General features: G+C 66.2%; 14 protein-coding genes. 5 read left to right on the plus strand and 9 right to left on the minus strand.

Features of this window, described 5'->3' with window-relative positions; genetic code table 11:
* Positions 1–601: 601 nt before the first annotated feature.
* The 3 genes from POL67_RS40135 to POL67_RS40145 all read right to left on the minus strand — a co-directional run bounded on the left by POL67_RS40135 (position 602) and on the right by POL67_RS40145 (position 5,116).
* Positions 602–1,255, minus strand: a complete 654-nt coding sequence (locus tag POL67_RS40135) for a DUF4304 domain-containing protein (protein ID WP_271926140.1) — start codon at positions 1,253–1,255, stop codon at positions 602–604.
* Positions 1,245–2,531 (minus strand): hypothetical protein, encoded by a 1,287-nt coding sequence (locus tag POL67_RS40140; RefSeq protein ID WP_271926141.1) that lies wholly within the window; start codon positions 2,529–2,531, stop codon positions 1,245–1,247. Before POL67_RS40140 ends, POL67_RS40135 begins: the two co-directional genes overlap by 11 nt.
* 275 nt (positions 2,532–2,806) lie before the next feature.
* Positions 2,807–5,116 (minus strand): S46 family peptidase, encoded by a 2,310-nt coding sequence (locus POL67_RS40145; protein WP_271926142.1) that lies wholly within the window; start codon positions 5,114–5,116, stop codon positions 2,807–2,809.
* A 66-nt stretch (positions 5,117–5,182) separates the two neighbouring features.
* Here POL67_RS40145 and POL67_RS40150 point away from each other — a divergent pair, with 66 nt between their 5' ends.
* The 4 genes from POL67_RS40150 to POL67_RS40165 all read left to right on the plus strand — a co-directional run bounded on the left by POL67_RS40150 (position 5,183) and on the right by POL67_RS40165 (position 12,405).
* Complete coding sequence (locus tag POL67_RS40150) at positions 5,183–5,860, plus strand: hypothetical protein (protein ID WP_271926143.1); 678 nt, start codon at positions 5,183–5,185, stop codon at positions 5,858–5,860.
* A gap of 296 nt (positions 5,861–6,156) precedes the next feature.
* Entirely contained in the window at positions 6,157–8,487 is a 2,331-nt protein-coding gene (locus POL67_RS40155) for a DUF1588 domain-containing protein (protein WP_271926145.1), read from the plus strand.
* Between the two features lie 13 nt (positions 8,488–8,500).
* Positions 8,501–9,790: a DUF1501 domain-containing protein gene (locus POL67_RS40160; RefSeq protein ID WP_271926146.1), complete on the plus strand. Its 1,290-nt coding sequence runs from the start codon at positions 8,501–8,503 to the stop codon at positions 9,788–9,790.
* A 128-nt stretch (positions 9,791–9,918) separates the two neighbouring features.
* A complete protein-coding gene (locus POL67_RS40165; protein WP_271926147.1) occupies positions 9,919–12,405 on the plus strand; it encodes an FG-GAP-like repeat-containing protein in 2,487 nt (828 codons plus the stop codon).
* Between the two features lie 90 nt (positions 12,406–12,495).
* Here the strand turns inward: POL67_RS40165 and POL67_RS40170 are convergent, their stop codons facing one another.
* The 4 genes from POL67_RS40170 to POL67_RS40185 all read right to left on the minus strand — a co-directional run bounded on the left by POL67_RS40170 (position 12,496) and on the right by POL67_RS40185 (position 16,080).
* Positions 12,496–13,266, minus strand: a complete 771-nt coding sequence (locus tag POL67_RS40170) for a lysophospholipid acyltransferase family protein (protein ID WP_271926148.1) — start codon at positions 13,264–13,266, stop codon at positions 12,496–12,498.
* A 164-nt stretch (positions 13,267–13,430) separates the two neighbouring features.
* Positions 13,431–13,793 carry a phage holin family protein gene (locus POL67_RS40175; protein ID WP_271926150.1) on the minus strand — a complete coding sequence of 121 codons (363 nt, stop codon included), beginning with the start codon at positions 13,791–13,793 and terminating at the stop codon, positions 13,431–13,433.
* A 186-nt stretch (positions 13,794–13,979) separates the two neighbouring features.
* Positions 13,980–15,167 (minus strand): PLL family lectin, encoded by a 1,188-nt coding sequence (locus POL67_RS40180; protein ID WP_271926152.1) that lies wholly within the window; start codon positions 15,165–15,167, stop codon positions 13,980–13,982.
* A gap of 244 nt (positions 15,168–15,411) precedes the next feature.
* A complete protein-coding gene (locus tag POL67_RS40185; RefSeq protein ID WP_271926154.1) occupies positions 15,412–16,080 on the minus strand; it encodes a tetratricopeptide repeat protein in 669 nt (222 codons plus the stop codon).
* Positions 16,081–16,403: 323 nt separating this feature from the next.
* Between POL67_RS40185 and POL67_RS40190 the strand changes: the two genes are divergently transcribed.
* Positions 16,404–16,895: a DUF4262 domain-containing protein gene (locus POL67_RS40190; RefSeq protein WP_271926157.1), complete on the plus strand. Its 492-nt coding sequence runs from the start codon at positions 16,404–16,406 to the stop codon at positions 16,893–16,895.
* A 39-nt stretch (positions 16,896–16,934) separates the two neighbouring features.
* Here POL67_RS40190 and POL67_RS40195 read toward each other — a convergent pair whose 3' ends face one another.
* Positions 16,935–18,212: an HNH endonuclease gene (locus POL67_RS40195; protein WP_271926159.1), complete on the minus strand. Its 1,278-nt coding sequence runs from the start codon at positions 18,210–18,212 to the stop codon at positions 16,935–16,937.
* A gap of 626 nt (positions 18,213–18,838) precedes the next feature.
* Positions 18,839–20,395: a peptide MFS transporter gene (locus tag POL67_RS40200; RefSeq protein WP_271926161.1), complete on the minus strand. Its 1,557-nt coding sequence runs from the start codon at positions 20,393–20,395 to the stop codon at positions 18,839–18,841.
* Positions 20,396–20,418 lie beyond the last annotated feature (23 nt).

Raw genomic sequence — 20,418 nt, forward strand, 5'->3', positions numbered from 1 at the left:
GGCGGACTCCGATCACGGGCTCGCCGACCCCGATGTCGAAGGGGCAGCACTCCGATCACGGGCTCGCCGACTCCGATGTCGAAGAGGGCGGACTCCGATCACGGGCTCGCCGACTCCGATGTCGAAGAGGCAGCACTCCGATCACGGGCTCGCCGACCCCGATGTCGAAGAGGCAGCACTCCGATCACGGACTCGCCGACCCCGATGTCGAAGAGGCAGCACTCCGATCACGGACTCGCCGACCCCGATGTCGAAGAGGCAGCACTCCGATCACGGGCTCGCCGACTCCGATGTCGAAGAGGCTCGACTCCGTTCACGGACTCGCCGACTCCGTCGAGCTGCGGATGCAAGCTCGGCTCAACCTGACGCGCTCGATGGCCAGCCTGGCGATCGGGGGGAGGTGGAGACGCGCGAATGCTTCGGAGAAGCGACCGCGCGCGGTTGCGTGGACGAGCTTCTCCTGCTGGTCCGGGGTGATAGCGCCGCGCAGGTGTTCCAGCCCGGAGACGAGGGCGGCATCGAACGCGTGGAGCAGGGTGCAGGGCCCGAGGCGGAGCCGGCCCACGAGCGCGCCCGTGGGCGGCCCTTCGCAGCACACGCGTCAGTCGTCATCACAGGAGAACCGCGCCAGGAATTTCTCGGGCAGGGAGCTATATCGCCTCTTGGTCTTCGACCGCTCCCGCTCGATGCACTCGCGGCACTTATCCTTGCACCCGAGCCGCTTCCAGAGGATCGCGGCATAACAGAGCTCGAACGTATCCTCAAAGGGCATGACGTGTCGGTCTTCCTTCCTGCGGGGCTGCGAGAGGAACTCCGCGACCGAGCGTTCGTCCCGGAACCGATCGAAGAACGGCAGGGCCGCGACCTCCACGAGCCTCCGCAATTCCTGCCCTACTTCGTCGTCCTTCTCGGGCCCATCGGAGGACGTGAGCTTATACCACGAGTCGCCCGTCGGTGTCAGCATTCCGGGCCTCACGTTCAGGAGCCCGTACGCTGCGTCAACCGCCTTGGGTTCGACGCAGTTCCCGAAGATACCTCTGACCCCTGGCACGTGAATCCCACAATTCGTCGTGAAACGGTACTCGTCGGCCGTGTTGAGGTCGTCACTCTCGTGATTGAAGAAGTGCTGGACGCTCCCCAGATCCCGCACGTACACGATCCCTCGTTTCTTGAACCCTGCTTCGTGGAGCGTGGGCGTTACCCACGTCTTGAAGATGTGGCTCATTCGATCCCGCAGGACTCGCTTATGGGTCATAGTAGATTACACGTCCCCTCTTGCCTGTAACTGCTTCGTACTTCTTGATCTGGCGTTTGCCTGCTGCTTTGCCCGTCGGCGTGTTCGGCTTCAGCTCGATCGGGTTCTTGTTTGGCGTGATCGCGTCGGGTCTCAGAACTTTGCCATCCGGCGTGCGGATCGTTGGATTGGCTCTCCACCCCTCTCCTTGCTTCGCCTCGACCTTCTCCGTGAACTTCTTATGCTCCTCCCGTCCCCGCGCCGCCGCCGCATTCTCGCCTCCCCGCTTCGGTTTGGCCTGCGGTGGTGGGTCCACCGCGCTCCCGTTGCCCGTCGCCCCTGCCTGCCCCGCCTGCCCCGCCGCCCCCCCGTTCGGCTTCCCGACCGGCTTGGTCCTCGTCTTGACCGTCGACTTCGCCGCCGGTTGCGGCGTGCTTGCTCCCCCCGCGCTCCCACTCCCCGTTGACAACGACTGCCCATGGTGCTTCCCGGCAGGCTTCTTCCCGCCTTTCGGTTGGAAGTTCTTGTGCCGAGCATGGCAAGCGCCCGTCAGGCACTCCTGGGCTCGATCGAGCCGCGCGGTCTCCTCCGGGGTTTGGCTCCATTCCTCATACCGCCATACCTCACCCGGCTGCACCTCGCTCGGGTCCTTCGGTACGGGCGCGGGCGCCTCGACCGGACGCGGTCGGTTCTCCGCGACGGCAGGCTCCCCGCCGGGCCGCTTGACCAGAATCCTCGTGCACGTACGTGAACCCGCGCCGCCGCGTTGCCGCGTCTGGCCTGGCTCCCGATAGGCCGCGCACCGCTCCTGCTCCGGCGCTCTCGCGATCGGTCGCGGCAGCGGTTTCGGCTGCGACTTCGGCGGCTTGGCGCTCTGGGCCTCGTCCTTCTTCTCTGCGCCCTCCTTCTCCTTCGCCGCGAGTTTCTCCGGCGGAGGCGGCGGCTTGTCGCAGGGAAGATGCTGGAACGCAATTCCTAGAAGCTTCCGGCTCTCGGAGGGCGCGTTGGCATCATGGATATAAATGGCCTTGGCCTCGCGGCTCTGCAAAAGCTCGTCGAGCGGCAGGAACGTCGTTCGAGGCGTCCCGTCCCCCACGTCGTACCAATAACGCGCATTCGAGTCGACGTGAGGATGGCGCCGGCATATGCGGAACAAGCGCGTTCCGTTCGGCATCCTCTGCGCCCACGCCTGCGTGTGCGCGCCTGTCGCGGCGCACCCGAGGAGCCATGCCGAGACGCCAAATGCGACGAGCACGAGGAGCCAAAGCCGAACAAAGCGGTTCGACAACCAGGCCATGGAAGTGCCTTCCGTGGATGCAGGCCACACCAAGCCACCCCCGTGGCGCTGTGCGCGGGCCTGCGTTGTTCCTGGTGATCCTTGTGCATGCCGAGCGCGAACCTGCGCAAGAGCATTGGCACGTGGGTGGGACGTACCCTGTCCGAGCGAGCGGAGGGTCCCTCGGCCGGGCTTTGCTGGAACGAGTGGGGACGCGAGGCGTACGACGCGGGACAAAAGACGTAGGACATCGAGCGGTCGCAGCCGCTCGATGTCCTACCAACCGCCCCGACGCGTCAGTCGATCGAAGGCTTCACGCCGAGCTCTTGCAGGACGTTGTCCGCCCCCTCGACGTCCATCACCCAGAGCACGTAGCGCAGATCCACGTGGATTGTCCGCGTGATCTCCGGCAGGAAGATCACGTCCGACGCCATCGCCTCGTAATTGCCGTCGAACGCGAGTCCGACGAGCTCGCCCTTTCCGTTGAGCGTGGGCGAACCGGAGTTACCGCCCGTGATGTCGAGGTCGCTCAGGAAATCCACGGGCACCTCGCCGAGCGCCGCGTCCGCATACGTCCCCCACTTCTTCGCGTTCGCCGCCGCGAGCAGCTTGGAGGGCGCCTCGAACGGCTCCTTGCCCGTATGCTTCTTGACCATCTCCGACGTGGTCGTGAACGGCGTGTAGACCGGCGCGTCCTTCGTCGGGCGATAGCCGCGCACGCTGCCGTACGTCACGCGGAGCGTCCCGTTCGCGTCGGGCGCGATCTGCTGGCCCAACATCTTCTGCAGCGCCTCGAAATACTTCGGCCGGAGCAGCGCCATCGCGCCGTCGAACGATTTGCCCCGATCCTCGGAGGCCTTGTACGCGGGGCGCAGCGCCACGGCGAGCTTGATGAGCGGGTCCTTGCTCTTCTTCAAATCGTCGAGCTTCGCCGTTTTCAAGAGCTCGAGCCGCGCCTTCTCGTCTTCGAGCTTCGTCCCCTCGTAAAGGCCCTTCACCGCCTTCTCGATCGCCGCCGCGTCGAGCTTCTTGCCCGCGATCGTCGCGACGAACGCCGGCCGCTCCTTCTCGGGCAGCTTCGCGACCCGCTCCAGGGCGAGCTTCAGCATCGCCTGGTCGATCGCCCGATCGTACGAGGCCGAGAGCCGCGTCATCTTTTGCTCGATGCGCTTCCAGGTGCGCTCCTGGAACTCCGGGTCGCGCTCGGCGTCCGCCTTCGGGCGCTCCTCCGCCATCCGCACGATCGTGGAGGCCGCCTGGAACAGGCTCGCGCTCATCATCATGTCGCCGAGCGCCATGTCCTCCTCGCGCGTCTTCTTCCGCTCCGCGACGAGCGCCTCGATCTTGGCAATCACGTCGCCATAGGCGGCCTTGCGCTCGGCGTCGCCGCCGATCCACGCCGCGAGATCAGCGTCCTTCTTGGCGCGCTCCGCGGCCACGCCGCCCTTGCCGAGGCCCTCGGCCAGGCCCTTGATTTTCGTGAGCGCGTTCGAGATGCCGCGCAGGAAGGGGTTCGCCTTGATCGCGATCTCCTCCTTTTGCTTGCTCACGGATTCGAGCACCTTCACGCCCTCCTCGAAGGCGGCGATGCGGCGCGGATATCCCCATTCGAGCGCCTCTTTGATCTCGAACGAAGTGCGCAGGCGGTTCGTGGTGCCCGGATACCCGGCGACCATCACGAAGTCGTTCGGCGCGAGCGGCTTCTGCGCGAGGCGCAGGTAGTGCGCCGGCTTGTACGGGACGTTCGTCTCCGCGTGATCCGCGGGCTTCTGGTCCTTGCCCACGTACGCGCGCAGGAACGCGAAGTCGCCGCCGTGGCGGGGCCAGCGCCAGTTGTCGATCTCGCCGCCGAAGTTGCCGACGCCCTCCGGCGGGGCATACACGAGGCGCACGTCGCGGATCTCGAGCTGCTCGACGAGCAGGTACTGCGCGCCGCCGAAGTACGCCTTCAGCGAGCAACGCACCTCGGGCCGATCCTTCTCGCAGGCCCCCACGAGCGTCTTCTCGCGCGCCTCGATCTGGTCGTTCCGCGCGCGATCGTTCGGGAGCTTGTCGAGGCCCTCGCGGACGTCCTTCGTCACGTCCTTGAACGAGCGGGTCACGAAGATGCGGTTCGTGGGGCCGGCCCACTTCTCGTCCGCGCGCGTCTTCGCGAGGTAACCGTCGTTCGCGACGTTCTGCTTCGGCGTCGCGTTGAACTGCAGGATGCCGGTGACGCAGTGGTGGTTCGTGACGATGAGGCCATCGGGCGACACGAACGAGGCCGAACATCCGCCGAGGCTCACGACCGCCGCGAGCGGGGGCTGCATCGGATCGGTGAGCGCCTTCGGATCGAGCTCGAGGCCCGCGCCCTTGAGCTTCGCTTCATGCTCGGCGAGCTGGGAGGGCACCCACATGCCGCCGGGGTTCTCGAAAGGCTTGCGCTCGGGGCCCTTCACGTCCGCCGCCTTCGTGTCGTCCTTCGGCCCCGTCTTCGCGCTGTCGTTCGCAGCCGAAGTGTTCGCCGAATCAGCCGGGGGCGGGGGCTCTGCGCCGCAACCGAGGCCGAGCCCGAGGGTGGAAACGAGCAGCGCCAGTGCAGAAAAAGAGTTCGTCAGGCGAGGCATGGCGAGCCCTGTAGCACCTTTCTTCTGTTGACGCAGTCCCGCGCAGGCGGCGATCCTCATCGAACCATGCGCACCCTGACGGCGATCCTTGCTTCCTCGTTTCTCCTTGTCGCGATCCCCTTCGTTGGCTGCTCGGAAGGCGGCGCGAATAACAATCCTTCCGCGACAGGCAACTTCACGGGCGGCGGCGGAGGAGGCCAGAGCACCGGCTGCAACAACAACCAGCCGGACGGCTTCTGCAACTACAACGGCCAGAACGCCGAGACGTGCGCATGCCCCGACTGCGTCGATCAAGCCGCGTGTCTCGGCACCTGCCAGGACGACGACAAGTGCGACAACGGCGAGATGGGGACAGAAGATTGCACGTGCAACGATTGTTACTTCAAGGTCGCGAGCTGCCCCCCGGCAAACGTCGGTTGTGACAACGACGACGGCGTGTGCTTGATCAACGAGGACTGCACCTGCCCCAATTGCACGAATACCGATCGGTGCACGATGAACTGCACGAACAACGGCTCGTGCGTCGAGTACCTCGAAGGTTGCTCCTGCAACGATTGCAAGCCGCTCGAGAAGTGCGGCGGCAGCGGCGCCACGAGCTCCAGCGCGGCGTCGAGCACGGCGGCATCGAGCACCGCCGCGTCCACGGGCGCGGGTGGCGCGGGTGGCTCGGGCGGAGCGGGTGGCGCGGGCGGCGCGGGCGGAGCCGGCGGCGCGGGTGGCGCGGGCGGAGCCGGCGGCACCTGATTTGCCAAAATCGAGAATACGCACGCAACCTTGCGTGACGTATCAGCCCTCGCGGAACGGACTTCGCGTTATGCTGCGAGGGGAAAAGTCCATTCCTTTTCGGAAAAAAGCCACGAGGTAGGGAAGTAGGGCCCCAATTCCCACCATTTCAGCGGCGTCGCTCCTCGTGTAGAAGAGAGCTTCCGTTACGTATGACTTTCCAGGCTCGTCCCTCGGCGAGGCTGGAACCACCCACGAGGCCGCTCATGCCGCGAACGCGAAGACGACTCGGAAAGCATTTTGGCTCCATTGGTCTGGTGTCTCTGGCCGCGCTCGGCGCGGTCGGGTTCACCGGTTGCATCGCAGGGGAGGACGATGGTCCGTGCGTTTCGGACCAGATGTTCTTCGCCGAGCAGGTCTGGGCTCCGATCCTTTCGAACAACTGCATCGCCTGCCATACCTCGAACGGGGCCGCGAAGGACTCGAGCCTCGTGCTTCGAGGCAGCAGCGAAGCAGGCTTCCTCGACACGAACTACGACATCATGAAGAACGCGGCTGCCCTCCAGCAGGACGGCATGTCGCAGCTCCTCGCCATGCCCACCGGCGGCACCGCCTCCCGCAAGCATCCGGGCGGCGTGGTCATTCAGCCGGGCAGCGAGGAGTTCAAGGCGCTCGAGGAGCTCGTGAACCGCTTCAACGAGCCCTCGTCCTGCGAGACGAACCTCTCGGCCACGTTCACGGGCGTGCAGCTCGCGACGCCCGCCGAGACGTTGCGCAAAGCGGCGCTCTCCCTGGTCGGCCGACTGCCCACCGTGGAAGAAGAAGACGCCATCGAGGCCGGCGGCATCCGCGCGCTCGATCCGATCCTCGATCAGATGATGACCGAGGAGGCGTTCTACACGCGCCTGAAGGAGGTCTACAACGACCAGTTCCTCACGGATCGCTACCTGGGGAACGAGGACGCGGTGCAGCTCCTCAACGACATCGATTATTACAACCCCTACTGGTACGACCAGTTCTTCGATGCCGCGAACGCCGACCCGAAGTCGATGGAAGACGGCATCGACAAGTACGGCGCCTGGAACGCCGACGACCTCTACAACAAGCTGCGTTCCTGGACGAACCGCGGCGTGGCGCGCGAGCCGCTCGAGCTCGTGGCCCACGTGGTGCGCGAGAACCGGCCGTTCAGCGAGATCCTGACGGCGAACTACATCATGGTGAACCCCTTCTCCGCGAAGGCGTTCATGCTGGGCGACCTGGCGTTCAAGAACGACGCCGACCCGAACGAGTTCATCGAGGCGCAGATCCCGACCCTGCCCCACGCCGGCGTGCTCACGTCGCCGATGTTCCTGAACCGCTTCCCGACGACGGAGACGAACCGGAACCGGGCGCGCGCGCGCATGGTCTACCAGTTCTTCCTCGGCACCGACATCCTGAAGACCGGCCAGCAGCCGCTCGATCAGACGCTCATCACCGAGGTCAACCCGACCCTCAACGCGGCCGCCTGCCAGCAATGCCACGTCGAGATCGATCCGGTCGCCGGCGCGTTCCGGCACTGGAACGGGCGCGCGGCCTACGACCCGATGACGCCTCCGCTCGACGACATGCGTCCGCCGGGCTTCAAGGGCGAAAAGACGCCGTACGAGACGCTGCCGCAAGGCCTGCAGTGGCTCGCGCCGCGCGTCGCCGCCGACCCGCGCTTCGCCCTCTCGGCCGTGTACATCATCTTCGAAGGCCTCACCGGGCAGAAGCCGCTCGTGGCGCCGCAGGACCGCAAGGCGACCGACTTCTCGACCGAGTTCCAGGCGTACCTCGCCGAGTACACGGAGTTCAGCAAGATCGCGCGCGAGTTCGAGGCTTCGAACTACGACCTCAAGGTCGTCGTGAAGCAGATCGTCCACTCGCCGTATTTCCGCGCGAAGAACAGCGGCTCGCTCGACGCGGGCGGCAAGGCGCGGCTCGGCGAGGTCGGCATGGGCCGCCTCGTCACGCCCGAGCAGCTCCACCGCAAGATCCAGGCAGTCCTCGGGTATCCGTGGCGTCCTCGCGCCTACGAGGACAACGGCGGGACCTACGATTACCTGCTCCGCAGCGACGCCTACCGCATGCTCTACGGCGGCATCGATTCGGCCGACGTGATCAAGCGCGTGATCAGCCCGAACGGCATCATGGCGAACATCGGCGAGCGTATGGCGAACGAGATGTCCTGCATCGCGGTCCCGCGCGACATGTGGAAGCCGACGGAGGAGCGCACGCTCTTCCCGTACGTCGAGACGAGCTTCGAGCCGGAAGACAAGAACGGCTTCCCGGTCGAGCCCGCCGTCGCGGCCATCAAGAAGAACATCCAGTTCCTCCACAAGCACATCCTCGGCGAGACGCTGCCCGACGGACATCCCGAGATCGAGCGCACCTACAAGCTCTTCCTCGAGACGTACCGCGAAGGCGTGAAGGGCATGAGCGACATGTCGCAGCCCGAGGGCAAGTACTCGACGTGGCTGGCCGGCCCGTGCCGCGTGGAGAACGACTACTGGACGCGTACGCCGCTGCCTGAAGAGGATCGCCTGCGCGAGGATCCGACCTACGTCATCCGGTCCTGGATGACGGTCGTGACGTACATGCTGTCCGACTACCACTTCCTTTACGAGTGAGAGGCGAGCCCCCATGGACCGAAGAGATTTCCTCAAGATTGCATCGACGGCAGGGCTCGGCGTCGCCGCCAGCACCATCCCGTTCTCCAGCGAAGCCGGAGCTGCGCCGTACACCGGCAAGTTCTGGGTCATGATCCACGCCGGCGGCGGCTGGGACGTCACGAGCCACTGCGATCCGAAAGGCTCGAAGGGCGAGAGTGATCCCGACCCGATGAACCATTACCTCGAGTCGGCGATCGGGACGGCGGTCGGGAGCACGAGCAAGCTCCCGATGCGGTACGCCCCGGATCCGGACGGCGCGAACAAGGCGTTCTTCGACAAGTACGTGAACGACCTCATGGTCCTGAACGCCGTCGATACGTCGACGAACAGCCACGACGTCGGCACGCGCGTGACGTGGGCGGGCACCTTGGCCGAGAACAAGGCCTCGTTCGCGGCGCTCGCGGCCGCGGTCGCGGGCGGGTCGCTGCCGATGGCGTACATCTCGTACGGCGGCTACGACACGACGGCGGGCACCGTGGCGGTGACCCGGGTGGGCAACGTCGACGCGATCCGTCGCATCGCCTACCCGAACGTCATCGACCCGATGTACGACGAGAACAAGACGCCGTACTACACGGACGAGACCGAGGCGCGTATCGCCGAGACCCGCTCCGCGCGGCACCTGGCGTATGCCGAGAAGCAGAACCTGCCGCGCATCAAGCAGTCGATGGGCATGTTGTATACGGCGCGCTCGGGGCAAAACGAGCTCAAGAAGCTGACGGAGTACCTGCCGGCGCAGCTCGAGAACTCGAACCTCCGTCGCCAGGCGCAGATCGCGCTCGCCGCCTACCGCGCCGGCATCTGCGTCAGCGCGAACCTCGGCATCGGCGGGTTCGATACGCACGGCAACAACGACGACCAGCAATTCGGCCGCCTGGCCGAGCTCTGGGACGGCATCAACTACCTCGTCGAAGAGGCAAAGGCGACGGGCGTCTGGGGCAACATGGTGATCGTCGTCGGGTCCGACTTCGGCCGCACGCCGGGGTACAACTCCGGCAACGGCAAGGACCACTGGTCGATCACGAGCATGCTGCTCATGGGCGCGGGCATCCCGGGCAACCAGGTCATCGGCAAGACGACCGAGCGTCACAACCCGATGAACATCGACCCGAAGACGCTGGAGCCGGTCGAGGGCGGCGGGCTCCGCCTGAAGCCCGGTCACGTGCACCGCGCGCTGCGCAGGCTCGCGGGGATCGATCAGAGCGAGGTCGCGGCGCGCTCCCCGATCAAGGAGAAGGAAGAGCTGCCGCTGTTCGGCTGATCGTCGCAAACGCGAATCGCTGAAATGAAGAAGGCCCCTTCGGTTCGTCCGAGGGGGCCTTTCTTTTCGCTCGGTCCGTCGCGAAGGCCCACCGCGCGCGAGCGCTTTTCGGCTATAAGCGTGCGCCAATGATGCACTCCTCTTCATTTCCCCCGCGCGTGACGACGTTGAACGTGGTGGGGCGGCTGGGCGTTTGGGTTCTCTTCTTCGGGGCGATGCTCGGATCGACGGGATGCGAGATCATCGCCCGCGTCGATCGCGGCCAGATCGACCAGGGCAACGGCGGCGTGGACGTGGTGTGCGGCGACGGGACCCGCGCCGCGCCGGAGGCCTGCGACGACGGCAATGAGGCGAGCGGCGATGGCTGCGCCAGCGACTGCACGGTCGAGAGCGGCTGGACCTGCTCCGGGCAGCCCAGCACGTGTACGAACGTCGACGGCTGCACCCCCAACCCCTGCCAGAACGGTGGCACCTGCACCGACGGCGTCGACGGCTACACGTGCCAGTGCGCACCCGGATTCACCGGGGCGAACTGCGAGACCAACGTCGACGACTGCACCCCCAACCCCTGCCAGAACGGCGGCACCTGCACCGACGGCGCCGACGGCTACACGTGCCAGTGCGCGACCGGGTTCACCGGCACGAACTGCGAGACCAACGTCGACGACTGCGCCCCCAACCCCTGCCAGAACGGCGGCACCTGCGCCGACGGCGTCGACGGCTACACGTGCCAGTGCGCGACCGGGTTCACCGGCACGAACTGCGAGACCAACGTCGACGACTGCGCCCCCAACCCCTGCCAGAACGGCGGCACCTGCGCCGACGGCGTCGACGGCTACACCTGCCAGTGCGCGCCCGGATTCACCGGCACGAACTGCGAGACCAACGCCGACGACTGCGCCCCCAACCCCTGCCAGAACGGCGGCACCTGCACGGACTCCGTCGACGGCTACACGTGCCAGTGCGCGACCGGATTTACCGGCACGAACTGCGAGACCAACGTCGACGACTGCGCCCCCAACCCCTGCCAGAACGGCGGCACCTGCACCGACGGCGTCGACGCGTACACGTGCCAGTGCGCCTCCGGATTCACCGGCACGAACTGCGAGACCAACGTCGACGACTGCATCCCCAACCCCTGCCAGAACGGCGGCACCTGCGCCGACGGCGTCGACGCATACACCTGCCAGTGCGCACCCGGATTCGCCGGGACGAACTGCGAGACCAACGTCGACGACTGCGCCCCCAACCCCTGCCAGAACGGCGGCATCTGCACCGACGGCATCAATGGCTACACGTGCCAGTGCGCGCCCACCTACGAGGGGACCAACTGCGAGGCCTGCACCGGCACCCTCGCAGATTGCAATGGGCTCGCGTCCGATGGCTGCGAGGTGAACCTCCAGAGCAACGCCGACCACTGCAACATGTGCAATCTCGCGTGCTCGACGGGCGACATCTGCTCGAATGGCGCCTGCCAGACTCCGCCCACCGGCCAGGTCCCCGGCACGCCGATCACCGTCCCGGCGACGCACACCCCGCTGGCGCCGGCGGTCGCCGACGTGAACGGCGACGGCAAGCTCGACATCCTCGTGGCCAACGCCGAATCCGGCTCGACGAGCACCCCCTCCGGATCGGTCTCCGTTTTCTTCGGCAACGGCGACGCGACCGTCCAGGCGGAGGTCAATTATGCGGGCGCCCCGCTCTCCAGCAACGCGGTCGTGGCGGCGGACGTGGACGGCGACGGGTGGCTCGACGCCATCACCGTCGACGGCCAGACCAACCTGCCCGCAACGAACGGGAACATCAGCGTCTACCGCAACCTGGGCGCGAGCGCGCCCGGGACCTTCGGCGCGCTGACGAGCTTCACCACCGGCGCCCCCGGTTCGGTCCACCTCTGCGCCGGGGACTTCGATGACAATGGGCAGATCGATATCGCCACCACCAGCGTGGTCTCGAACCAGGTGAGCGTGCTCTTCGGCGACGGCGCCGGCGGCTTCGGCGCGCCCGTGCTCATCGCCATCCCCAGCACCGGCGGCGTGCAGTCGACCATCGCCTGCCGTGACCTGAACGGCGACGACCACCCCGACATCGTGGTGACGAGCCCGAGCTCCGCGCGGCTCTCGATCCTCCTCAACCAGGGCGACGGCTCGTTCGCCGCACCGGTCTCCTACGCCAACGCCCTCAACGGCCAGACCGCGGGCCTCGCCTTCGGCGACGCCGACGGAGACGGCAATCTCGACATCCTCGCGAACGGAGCGGCCGGCGCATACCTCTTCTTCTTCAAAGGGAACGGCAACGGCACCGTCGCGAACGGCGTGCAATCCGCCACCGGGGCCAGCGCGATCGCCAACTCGGCGCTGGGGGTCGTGGCCAGTGACTTCAACGGCGACGGCAAGCTCGACACCTACATCCTGGCCACCACATCCACGGGCGGCGTCCGCCCGATGACCGGCAATGGCAACGGGACCTTCACCGCGGGCACCCTCGTCACGACCGGCACCTCACCCGGCCTCAACGCCATCGCGGTCGCGGACCTGGATGTCGATGGGTACGACGATCTCATCCTGACCAACAAGGGCTCCGCCACCCTCACCGTGATCCCGAACGGGCTCTGACCAACGGCCGTCGCCCCCGCTGCCGTCGCCGCAGCGGGGGCAAGGCCCTGCGGATTCGCCCCTCGCAGCCCGGCTTGCTGCGAAGAAAGCTCATCCGACGGCGAGCGCGGCAGGAGCGAGCGCGGAGCGGCCACGTTCGGCGCGCATCGCCGCGAGCTCGGACGTGTAGACCTCTCGGAGGGATTCGATCTCGGCGGGGATGGTCTCGGCGCTGAGCCCCACCATCGGGCGCGCGGGGAGCACGCGGATGCGCACGTGGCCAGGGTTCGTCGTCCAGCGGCTCGGCGGGTGCAAATCGAACGCGCCTTCGATGACGACCGGGACGATGGGCGCGCCGCTGTCGATCGCAAGGAAAAACGCGCCTTTTTTGAAGGGGAGCAGCTCGTGCGTGTGCGCGCGGGTCCCTTCCGGCGAAATAAAGACCGTGAGCCGATCACGCGCCATCCGCTTGCAAGCCGCGGCCATCTGCCGGCGGCTGCGGGCGCTGTTGCGTCGGTCGAGAAAAACGAAACCGCAAAGGTACATGGTGAAGCCGAGGATCGGGTAATAAAACATCTCACGCTTGACGGCGGCCACACTCCCGCGCGGCATGATCGACGCGATGAGGAACGAGTCGAGCAGCGACCCGTGGTTGAACGTGGCGATCTTCATCGTGTCCGACGAGAGGTGCTCGGCGCCTTCGACCGAGACCGTGACCCGCGCGAGGCGGAGCATCGACTTCCCCCACGTCCGCACGATCCAAGGCGACAACGTTCGCGCAAAGACGCCGAAGGTCAAAAGGGTGATCGTGGACCCCACGATCCCGATGCCGATGCCACAAATCCAGCTCGCGAGGAGCTGCCAGAAACGGCGGACGCTCATCGATCGAGTGTTTCATGGATGCAGGCGCCCAGAGAACCACGATTTCGTCACGGGACACGAAAACACGACCCCGCGAGCGAGCCGCCGCTCCACCGGACCTCGGTTGTGTCGGTGTGCCGCGAAGCAAGAGCGCTGCTACGAAGCGGAGGGGGGCGCGCCTTCCCTCAAAAGATGCGCGGGAGAAGCCACGCGGCGACGGAGATCAGCCCCGCCGTCCCGAGGAGCGGCCAGAAGCCCTTGATCTCGAACTCGTCGATGAGTTTGTCGGTGACATAGAGCAGGATCGCGTTCACGAGCAGGCCGAACACGAGGTAGGGCAGGCCGAACGTGAGCAGGGCGGCGGGCAGGAGCACGACGGCGAGCGCGGCCTTCACGGCCCACCCGAAGAAGAGGTTGAGCAGCGCGAACGCGAACGCGATGCCGATCGCCGTGTTGCTCTTGCGGATCCGAACGCCGGGCATGATTGCGCTTGCGACGAGGACCGCGAGGCCCGCCGCGATGGCCTGACTGACGAACGTCTTCAACATGAGTACCTCTCCAGGGGCCGGTCTTCCCGTCGGTCGAGCCGACCCGTCCCGACCCTCTTCCTGGCGCATGGGCGCGTCCTGCACAACCCACGGGCATCCCTTCGACGTGCGCGGAAGCGCTGGAGGCGTCATGACCGCGTAAGGATGGGAAGGGTCAGGCAGGGGCGGACGAGCGGAGAGGGGGAATCATTGCCCGCGGAACACGCTCATGAGCTGATCCCTCACGCTCGCGTCGACGTTCTTGTCGCGGTAGACGACCAGGGCAGGCTCCGCGGCGCTCCTCAGACCGGTGTCCTGCCACTCGGACCAGCTCGATCGATTGAAGGTGCTGGACCATAAAACATTTCCACTCGTGCCGCGGTGTATACAGTGCACATTACCGAGAAAATTGACCAGGGCCGGCGTGTTTGGGGTTCCCGCGCTGCCTATCTGCTGGGGGGGCTCCCAGGTGTGCCCACTGAACGTCGTCCATAACAATCGCCCGCTCTGGCCTTGGTAGGCGCAGACGAGCCTGTCAACGATGGGCGCCAGCGCCGGGCCCGTCGGGGCCGCCATGTTATTCAGGCTGCTTATGTTATGCGGGAGTTCCCGGGGCTGGCGCCAGCTGGTCCCATTGAAAGTCGTAAACGCCAATGGGTTGATCAATGGGTTGGGCATGAAACCTTGGCGTGTGAAGACGCAGACAAGCTCGCCGTGGAAGACCGCCAGCGCAGGGCTCGAGGGGCTGTGCATATCGTGCGGGAGGGGCTGGCCCGGGGTCCAGCCGCTCCCGTTGAAGATCGTCCAGTACAGCCGCGGATCGTTGCCCGAGCCCCGATACACGCAATGGATCTGGTTATTGAATGCCGCCAGCGCGGGGCTGGCGCGAGAGGCTTGGGTGCCGATCCGCGTGACGTCGCTCCAGCCGGTTTCCGGGCCGTAAGCCATCCACGACAGGCCCTCGTCCTGACCGATGCCGCGTTGTACGCAGATGAGCTGGTCTCCGGACGCGGCCAGCGCAGGGCTCGTGGCGCTGTGGTGATCGGGGAACAGCTCGGGCGGGCACCATGCTCCTGACTCGGATACGCTCCAACGTAGCGCGGTATCGCCCATAGGAGATGGATTCAGCGGGCGGGGCGTGAGCATGAGCGGGTGGGTCCACGGGGAGACCAACCGCACCCCTTGCCCCCGGGACGCCCGCTCTATCCGCCGGTGCCGCACGCGGATGTAGAGATCCATGAGGATAGAAAGCGGCCTCGGGAGAAAATTCCCGACCACCTCGGCGATGATGCCTTCGAGCGTGGTGAGCACATCAACGGCCCGCTGGTTCAGGTGCACCTCGAACCCCCACCAGCTGCGTCGGTGGAACTGGATCTGCGGGGAGGTGGTAGACATCGTCGTGGCGACCTCGCCCGGAGATTCGGCGACAGGTTGCGCTGTGTGCGATGTCTCAGGATCGGATGTTGTGTCAGATGACATGCGAGACACCGCACCAGGTTTCGTTCCATCTGTCAAGCTACATGGCTGGCGCATTACATAACGCCCGGGGCGCCGGGCCCCCGGAGTCGAATCCGCGCCGGGGTCGTTTCCCCTCGGGGATACGGGAACAGGACAAACGCGGCAAGTGCAGCCCGTCCGTTCATCCAAGGATGTGCTTGACCCACGCCCGCACCCACCATTGAACTTGGCTGCGCCGGCGATACCTCGGCAAGGTTTTCCACGTGTCGAGCGCCTCCCGGATCGCCGTCTTCGCGCCCTCGGCGTCGCCGAGCTTTCGCCGCACATCCGAGAGGAGCACGTGTCCCTGAATGGCGGAGCTGTTCGTCCGCGTGAACCGTTCGAGCGCGTCCTCCGCTTCCTCCAGCCGCCCGAGTAGCAAGAGCGCCTCGGCAGCCGCCAGGTACGGATCGCCGTAACGCAGGCGCGGCTCGAGCTCGACGGCGCGCACCAGCGGCGCGAGCGCCCCCTCGGGATCCCCGCAGCGCATGCGCGCGAGCCCCGTCAGGTAGAGCAGCTCCGCGTCGTCCGGCGCACGACGGCGGGCCTCGTCGAGGAGCTCGAGCGCGCGGCCGGGGCGCAGCCGTTCGAGCCAGATGATCGCGAGATCACGGCGCGCGGTGATGTTCGCGGGGTTCGCCGCGATTTGCGCGTCGAGCGCGCGGATCTTCCCCCACGTTCGCGCGAGCACGATGGGATCTGGAATGAAGGGACGGAGCGCGATGAAGACGAGCACGCCGACCATCACCCAAGGTCGCTGCAAGGCGAACGTCAGGGCCATGAAGCCGAGGTAATAAAGCCAGTACCCCATGGTCGCCTCAGCGGCTCTTCCGCCACTTCAATGGGAGGCGACGCGGGTGCACCTCGACGTTTTTCACGGCGTCTCGTACCGCGGACAAACCCGGATGTCAAGACCACGGACATGGCACCTGCGACGAACCTCGCGCTTACGCGCGCGCAGATCGTCGAAGCATCACGCGCTCGACCGGGCCCCGGCGCATCGACGGCCGAGCGGCGCTGCCGGGAGCATCAGGCTGGCGTCCCAGGAACGGTTCCAGTCGCTGCGCCTGGCACTTACCCCCCTGGAGGGGATGCGACCGCCAGGCGCCTGTGGTATGCCCGGACTCAGAAACGATGCGCAGCCCGTTACCTCCGCCTGAAGACGAAGGCGACCGCCGTCTCCTGAACCGCGTGCAGGCACATGGCTGGCACATCATTCATGTCGGAAGGTCCGTCGAAGACGATTCGGAAGGCCCGGATTGGTCGTATTCCATCGGTCTTTTTCACACATTCGGACATCCCGAGCTCATCGTCGTGGGTTTACCTTGGTCCACGGCTGAAGCCGTCATCAACGACATCGGCAGCCGCGTCCGGGCCGGGCAGCGATTCGACCATGGGATGATCGATTCCGATGTGCTGGAGAATCGTGACGTTCGATTCGTGACGATGAGAACGGACGCGTACCGCGCGCACCTGGGTTATGCGATCTGGTTCTACCGCGGGGTAGAGTTCCCGGTGCTTCAGGTCGTGTGGCCGGATGGCGTGGGCCGCTTTCCGTGGGATCCAGCATATGCGCTCGATGATTCCATCCAGCCTATCCTCGGGCGTATCGAGAAGGCACCGTAGCATCGAGCAACCTCTCTTGAATTGGTGCGCACACTTCGTTCATGGGTACCGATCGCCCTTCTTGAGATTGCAGCCTCGGCAGAGTACTTGACCATTCTCGGGGGAGTTATTTCCGCCCTTTGCTTTTGGGATGATATGGTCCGTCTGCGATTCGTTCCGCGGCGGCGTGACCCCTTTGCGACTCTGTTGGGCAGGCACGGTCGACTGTCCGCAGTTGGTGCATCGTGTCTGGCCGCCATGGCCCGCCGCATTCTCGGCCTGGGTTTCGACCTTCTGACGATGCGTGAACGGCTTTCCTGCATTGGGTCCTCCCGCGGATCCTCGCGGTGGCTCTTGCAGACGCACTCCGCCACCCTTCCCGCTCCCCGTCGACCCCGCCTGCCCCGCCGCCGCGCCGTTCGGCTTCGCGACCGTCGTCTTCGTCGTCGTCTTGACCGTCGACTTCGGCGCGGGCCGTGGCGCGCCCGCTCCCCCACCGCTCCCACTCCCCATTGACAACGACTGCCCATGGTGTTTCCCGGCGGACTTCTTCCCGCCCTTCGGCTGGAAGTTCTTGTGCCGGGCATGGCAAGCGCCCGTGAGGCACTCCTGGGCTCGGCCAAGCAACGCGGTCTCCTCCGGGGTTTGCCTCCAGTCCTCATAGACTCGTACTTCGCCCGGGGGCACCTGACTCGGATCGATGGGCACGGGCGCCTCGACCGGGCGCGGTCGGCTCTCCGCGACGGCCGGTTCCTCGCCGGGCCGCTTGACCAGGATCCTCGTGCACGTACGTGAACCCGCGCCGCCGCGTTGCCGCGTCTGGCCTGGCTCCCGATACGCCGCGCACCGCTCCGGCGGTCTCGCAATCGGTCGCGGTAGCGGTTTCGGCCGCGACATCGGCGGCTCGGCACGATGGGCCTCGTCCTTCTGTTCTCCGTCCTCCTTCTCCTTCGCCGCGACCTTCTCCGGCGGGGGCGGCGGCGGCTTTTCGCAGGGGAGATGCTGGAACGCAATTCCTAATAATTTCCGGCTCTCCGACGGCGCTTGTGTATCAAGAAGAAAGACCGCCTTGGCCTCGCGGCCCTGCAAAAGCTCGTCGAGCGACAGGAACGTCGTTCGAGGCGTCCCGTCCCCCGCGTCATACCAATAACGCGCATTCGGGTCGACGTGGGGATGGCGCCGGCATATGCGGAACAAGCGCATTCCGTTCGGCATCGTCTGCGCCCACGCCTGCGTATGCGCGCCTGTCGCGGCGCACCCGAGGAGCCATGCCGAAACGCCAAACGCGACGAGCACGAGGAGCCAAAACCGAACAAAGCGGTTCGACAACCAGGCCATGGAAGTGCCTTCCGTTTGCGCAAGGCCTCCCAAGCCACCCCCGTGGTGCTATGCGCGGGCCCGCGTTCTTCCTGGCGATCCGTTCTGCAACAAGCCTCGACGCGGGGACAAGAGATTGCACGCCCCCGCCCTGGCGCGGCAAGCCCCTCCCCCGCGGATGCATCCCTCCACCCCGCCACGGCACGCCATCCACGTGGGAAGGCACACCCTCTCCCCGCGAAGGCACGCTCGCTCCCCCCCAAGGCAGCCCCTCGACGTGTGACGGCACACGTCGACCCCATGAAGGCACGCGCCGACCGCAGGAATGCAGCGCGCCGACGTGTGACGGCACACCCTCACTCCGCCGCGGCAGACGTGGCCGTCACGAAGGCACAAGGCCGACCCGTGCATGCACCCCTCGGCTTCGTGCAGGCCTGGTCAAGACCGGCAGCGACCCTGCCAACCAAGACAGCCGCGCTGCGGGTTCTGCTGGCAACCTGGGTTCTTCGTCGGCCTGTTTGAAAAACTGCGCTCCGCGCAGTTTTTCAACCCTGGGTCCAGCCCCTGGCTGGTCCGGGGTCGAGGGGGCGGACAGCCCCCCGCGGGGTCCGGGGCGGCGCCCCGGCGCTACGCTTCCCGGCGCGAGCTCAGTGGTTGCCCATTGCCTTGCGGAGCGGCTTGTTGAACGCCGCGATTGCGAGACCGGCGGCGACGCCGAGGGCCATGAGCAGGAGGAAGAAGTTCGTCGGCGACCACTTCGTGTAGAGGATGCCGATGTAGCCGCTCAGGATGTTGCCGAAGAAGCTCGACATGAACCACATGCCCATCATCATCGACACGAATCGCACCGGCGAGACCTTCGTCACGAGCGAGAGGCCGATTGGCGACAGGTAAAGCTCGCCGATCGTGAGCAACGCCGTGCAGACGACCGGCCAGAGCACGCTGCCTTTGCCGCCGCCGATCACCTGCGCGCCCCCGACCATCACGATGAACGAGAGCCCGAGGATGATGCAGCCGACGGCCATCTTCGTGACGCTCGACATCTCCTTGCCGGCCTTCGCCTGCGCGGTCCAGATGCGGTCGAGGATTGGCGCGAAGAGGAAGATGAAGAAGGGGTTGAACGATTGGAACCAGGTCGAGGGGACCTGGAAGCCGAAGATCACGGGCCAGACGGTCTTCTCGTCGGCCCAGGTCTGCATCGTGTTGCCCTGCTGCTCGTAGACGGCCCAGAAGACGATGTTCAGCGCGCAGAGGATGACGAGGGCGCCCATGCGTTGCCCCTCGTTTTCTTCCTTCACCACGACCGGGGCTTCGCCCTTCTTGCCCTCGCGCTTCTTGAGCGTGTCGGGCGCGAGCGTGCTCGGCCCGAAGAAGAACTGGATGACCAGGCCGAGCACCATGCCGATGCCCGCCGCGAGGAAGCCGTACCGCCAGCCGTTGTTCTGGGCGAGGGTGCCGCAGACGAGGTTCGTCAGGAACGCACCCAGGTTGATGCCCATGTAGAAGATCGTGTACGCGCCGTCGCGGCGCTTGTCGCCCGGCGGGTAGAGGTTCCCGACCTGGGTCGAGATGTTCGGCTTGAAGAACCCGTTGCCGATGATGAGGAGGAGCAGGCCGAGGAAAAACAGGTTCTCGGCGCTGAAGAGCACGAACTGTCCGAGCGCCATGAGCGCGCCGCCGAGGAACACGGAGCGCTTCTGGCCGAGGTAGCGATCGGCCATGAAGCCGCCGAAGAGCGGCGTCAGGTACACGAGGCCGGTGTACCAGCCGTAAATGGCCGACGCGACGGGCTGCATCGCGCAGGTCTGCTGCGCGACGGATTGCGCCATGTCCGCGGCCATCGGCGCGATGTTTTTCGTCGGATCACCCTGGACGAGCAGCCCGACCTTCTCGTTCACGCACTGCGTGAGCGTCGCAGGATCGACGTCGGGCAAGAGGCCGCGGATGAAGCTCCAGCCGAACACGTCCCCCGGGTTGCCTGTCGCGTCGTACGCCTGGCCCTGGAAGCGCTGGCGATACGTGACGAACAGGTAGTTCACCAGGTACAGCTTCAGCAGGCCGCGCATGCCGTAGTAGGAGAACCGCTCCCACATCTCCGTGGTGAAGAGCACGAAGAGGCCGGCCGGATGGCCGAGGATCTGCTTCTTCGACTTGGGTCCCGACCACGGCTGTTCCGCGGGCTGTTGCTCGACGTTGGTCGCCATCGGGACGCGGTTTTACGCGGCCT

Origin of the sequence: Polyangium mundeleinium (assembly GCF_028369105.1) — a bacterium.
In the GTDB taxonomy this organism is placed as follows: Bacteria; Myxococcota_A; Polyangia; order Polyangiales; family Polyangiaceae; genus Polyangium; species Polyangium mundeleinium.